The sequence below is a fragment of the Ancylomarina sp. genome (assembly GCF_041555295.1).
Lineage (GTDB): Bacteria > Bacteroidota > Bacteroidia > Bacteroidales > Marinifilaceae > Ancylomarina.
Genome location: NZ_JBFFKR010000285.1, coordinates 1 through 4076, shown reverse-complemented (window position 1 = coordinate 4076; position 4076 = coordinate 1). Strand labels below are relative to the sequence as shown.

The window sequence follows — 4076 nt, the reverse complement described above, 5'->3', positions numbered from 1 at the left end:
GTAGCTGGAGGAACGACTTCGTTTATGGATATGCCCAATGTAAAACCTCAAACTTTAACACAGGAATTGCTTGAAGAACGATACAAGCTTGGAGCGGAGAAATCGTTGGCAAACTACTCTTTTTATATGGGTGCTTCAAACACAAATTTGGAAGAAGTGATCAAAACCAATCCGAAAAATGTTTGTGGTATTAAAATATTTATGGGGTCATCAACGGGTAATATGCTGGTTGACGATATAGATACCCTATCGCAGATTTTCGAGAAGGCTCCTCTTCTTATCGCAACGCACTGTGAAGATTCGCCTATGATTGATGCCAATCTTGAAACTTACCGTGCAAAATATGGTGACGATATCCCAATGGATTATCATGGTGAAATTCGATCAGCAGAAGCTTGTTATAAATCGTCTTCTAAAGCCATAGAATTGGCAAAAAAATATAACACACGACTGCATATCCTGCACCTTTCAAGTGGAATGGAAATGGATCTGTTCGATAATAAGATTCCTTCGAAGGATAAACGAATCACTGCTGAAGTTTGTGTGCATCACCTAAGATTTAACGATTCTGATTACGCCTCTAGAAAAGCAAGAATCCGTTGGAATCCGGCCATTAAAACTGCGGATGATCAAAATAAAATTTGGGAAGCTTTACTTGATGATCGTTTGGATGTGATTGCCACTGATCATGCACCACATACTATTGAAGAAAAAGATGGCAACTATATGCAAGCTGCTGGTGGTGGACCTTTGGTTCAACACTCTCTTGTATCAATGCTTGAGTTTGCTCACAAAGGTAAGTTGAGTATTGCTAAAGTGGTTGAGAAAATGTGTCATGCTCCTGCTGATGTTTTCCAAGTTGAAAAAAGAGGATATATCCGTAAGGGTTACTTTGCTGATTTAGTTCTTCTTTCAGAAGATGAGTGGACAGTAAACAAAGAGAATATTCTTTATAAGTGTGCTTGGTCTCCATTCGAGGGTGATAGCTTCCACTACAAAGTCAACCAAACATTTGTTAATGGTCAGCTTGTTTATAACCAAGGTATAATTGATGAAAGCATTCGAGGTAAACGACTAACTTTCAATAGATAATATCGACTCAAAATATTGGCGATGATAATTCATGAGGATTATCATCGTCAAATCTTCATATTATTTTGTATTACACCAACATCTTTCATCATGAAAAAGGCAAACTCATTACTATTAATGGCCCTGTTTGCCTCACTCGTTCTTACATCTTGTGAGTCTTCTGGTAGCCAAAAGAATAAAAACACATCTCCAATTCAAGGTTTAAGTATTGCGAATCCTATTACATACGAGGTTCTCATAAAAAACCCTGACGTTGAGGATGAGTGGCAATCAGAATGTCTGGAAAATACAGATATAAAATTAATGTCAAAAGATGTTATCAACGCAGTTATGGGCGGACGATTAAAAGCCTATGATTATTTTGACGATCATCTTCTCTCAAAATCTGAAATAAAGGCGATCCTTAAAAAGAACGGCAAGGAAAATAATATTGGTAACATCCAATTTAAAGAGGAATGGTATTGGGATAAGGATCAATTGCGACTTCAGAAAAAAGTAAAATCGCTGATGTTTGGTTACGAAATATGTAGCGAGAACAAGAAAGTTAGAGGATATAGAGCTAGTTTTGTGGTGAATTTAGATTAAAATTTAAAGATGTTTTAATTTGAGAATATGATGATTCATCAAAGTGGACTCCCTTTAAAAACATCAACAAAAAATAACCACAGAAGAATTTAAGCTAAGATGAGCAAAGAACAACTAAGAGTATTATTTATAGATTCAACACACCCACGATTACTTGAAATGTTGGAAGAGGCAGGTTTCGACTGCCAATACACACCCGAATTGAGCAAAGATGAAATGCTTGCCATTTTCGATCAATTCGATGGTTTTATTATCAGAAGTAAATTTAAATTGACCAAAGCTGAGCTTGACAAAGCCACTCGCCTGAAATTTATCGGTCGTGTGGGAGCTGGTCTTGAGAATATTGACGTCCCCTATGCCGAAAGTAAAGGTATAAGCTGCTTTAATGCTCCTGAAGGAAACCGAGATGCCGTAGGAGAACATGCTCTGGGTATGCTTCTTTGTTTGTTCAATAATCTTTGCCGATGTAATGCAGAGGTTGGTAAAGGTATGTGGCGTAGAGAAGAAAACCGTGGTCTGGAAATCAAAGGCAAAACCGTAGGCATAATTGGTTATGGCAATATGGGCAACGCCTTTGCACAACGTCTTAAAGGTTTTGGTTGCAAGGTAATTGCCTATGACAAATACAAATTCGATTATTCGGATGAGTTTTGTGACGAAAATCAAATGCAAGAACTCTTCGACCAGTGTGATATTCTAAGCCTTCATATTCCTCAGACTGAAGAAACCATGTTTATGGTGAACGATGAGTTTCTGGGCAAATTCAAAAAGCCATTTTTCTTGATTAACACAGCTCGAGGAAAGATTGTAAAAATATCCGATTTGGTAAAACACCTTAAATCAGCACAGGTTCGTGGAGCATGTCTCGATGTTTTGGAATATGAAAAAACATCTTTCGAAGATTTACATGCCAACGAACTACCAGAAGATTTTCAATATCTAATAGATTCAGAAAATGTACTCTTAAGTCCACACGTTGGAGGTTGGACTCACGAATCAAACATCAAACTATCTGAAGTCACTGCACAGAAAATTATCGATAAATTCGCATAATTGAGCTTCCCGCTGATCATGCAGATCTTCACAGATAAAGTAAGTACAAATCAATCTCATCTGCTAAAATCATTTTGATCTGCGGGAAACAAAAACTGATATAAAAATAAAGCACCCCGAATAAGGGTGCTTTTTCGTGCAACTACACACTTAATATTAATTCCGAATCAAACTTCTTCAAGCACAACGTCCTGATTTGATTTTTCATTAATAAGCTCTTCTGAATTCGCTGAATCAGTATTAGGTTTTGACTTCCTAACCTGCTTTATAATGTGGCTAAACTTATACCCATCACATTTCTGTTTATCTGATTTCATCAGAAGTTTACCAGTTTCTGAAAGATCTTTTAGAAAACACCAAAGAAGCGTATATTCAGTCATATTATTTACAACCAATTGTTTCTTCGCTCTTATTTTTTCTTCCTGTAACAGATTAAGCTTATATGCTTTTTGAGTCATACTATTAAGCTCAGATCCTAAAGCCTCGGTATATCCTCTCTCTTTTAAAGCGTCCAGATTATTCGTGATATTTTGTTCTACAACTTTGACTTTTGTGCAAACCCCCTCTATATTTCTCTTACGAATTTCTTTCTTGGCCTGTGCCACACCAAAATCTGAAGCTTTAACTGTAAGGGTAGCATTTGCTCTTTTGGCATAGGCTGCTATCAAATCCAGGATGGGAATAATCTCATCTATACACTGGTATAAATCTGATGTCTGTCTCTTTATCTCTGCCCTCAATGTTGGTGCTTGGGTCATGTTTAAAACCGTTCTAATCTGGCTCACGACTATTTCCAAGAATTCACCCTTATACTCTGGAGAAAAATTCTCAAAAGCATTTCGGTCACGCTCAAACATCTGCAAGAGTAGCTCTCCCACTACAGGAAGCTCTTCTTGTCTAAATTTATAAAATGAAACACCCATTTAAAATAATTGATTTGAATTATGCTACTTTAAATAAAATCAATAATACCTGATAACCAACTACTCCCGTCAAACATCATCGTTGCCAAGAGATTAAGATACGCTTAAAATCGAATTTTGTGTTCACAAACAAGCCAAACACCAACTCCGACAGCGGCTTTAAGCTCTCCGATAACCCTTAAATAAAGTCAGACATCAATTTACGCCTATCAGACTAGTAATTAATCCAGTCCTATTATGATTTAATCTCATCCGATTAACACTTTACAGACTCCGATGATAACTAAACCAACTCTGATGCTCGACTACGACTATCCGATCGAACTCTTTTATCCTCCAGAAACGATATTGTGAGCTATGTTTATCAAATCTATTCTTCTCTTTAAAATAAACAGACTTACGACAAACTTGTTTTCATCTCCG

At 36.8% G+C, this 4076-nt stretch carries 4 protein-coding genes; 3 read left to right on the top strand and 1 reads right to left on the bottom strand.

Translation table 11 applies throughout. The features are described 5' to 3' along the window. The 3 genes from ABY905_RS14670 to ABY905_RS14660 all read left to right on the top strand — a co-directional run. On the top strand, positions 1-1092 hold a 1092-nt coding region (locus ABY905_RS14670), incomplete at its 5' end, for a dihydroorotase (RefSeq protein WP_372645194.1). Positions 1093-1182: 90 nt separating this feature from the next. Beyond that, entirely contained in the window at positions 1183-1677 is a 495-nt protein-coding gene (locus ABY905_RS14665; RefSeq protein WP_372645192.1) for a hypothetical protein, read from the top strand. A gap of 99 nt (positions 1678-1776) precedes the next feature. Further along, positions 1777-2730: a 2-hydroxyacid dehydrogenase gene (locus tag ABY905_RS14660; protein WP_372645190.1), complete on the top strand. Its 954-nt coding sequence runs from the start codon at positions 1777-1779 to the stop codon at positions 2728-2730. 167 nt (positions 2731-2897) lie between these two features. Here ABY905_RS14660 and ABY905_RS14655 read toward each other — a convergent pair whose 3' ends face one another. Beyond that, positions 2898-3653 (bottom strand): hypothetical protein, encoded by a 756-nt coding sequence (locus ABY905_RS14655; RefSeq protein WP_372645188.1) that lies wholly within the window; start codon positions 3651-3653, stop codon positions 2898-2900. Positions 3654-4076: the final 423 nt, after the last annotated feature.

Bases quoted from the DNA above. Each gene is read 5' to 3' on its own strand.
- ABY905_RS14655 (WP_372645188.1), bottom strand. From the start codon at position 3,653: ATGGGTGTTTCATTTTATAAATTTAGACAAGAAGAGCTTCCTGTAGTG.
- ABY905_RS14660 (WP_372645190.1), top strand. From the start codon at position 1,777: ATGAGCAAAGAACAACTAAGAGTATTATTTATAGATTCAACACACCCA.
- ABY905_RS14665 (WP_372645192.1), top strand. From the start codon at position 1,183: ATGAAAAAGGCAAACTCATTACTATTAATGGCCCTGTTTGCCTCACTC.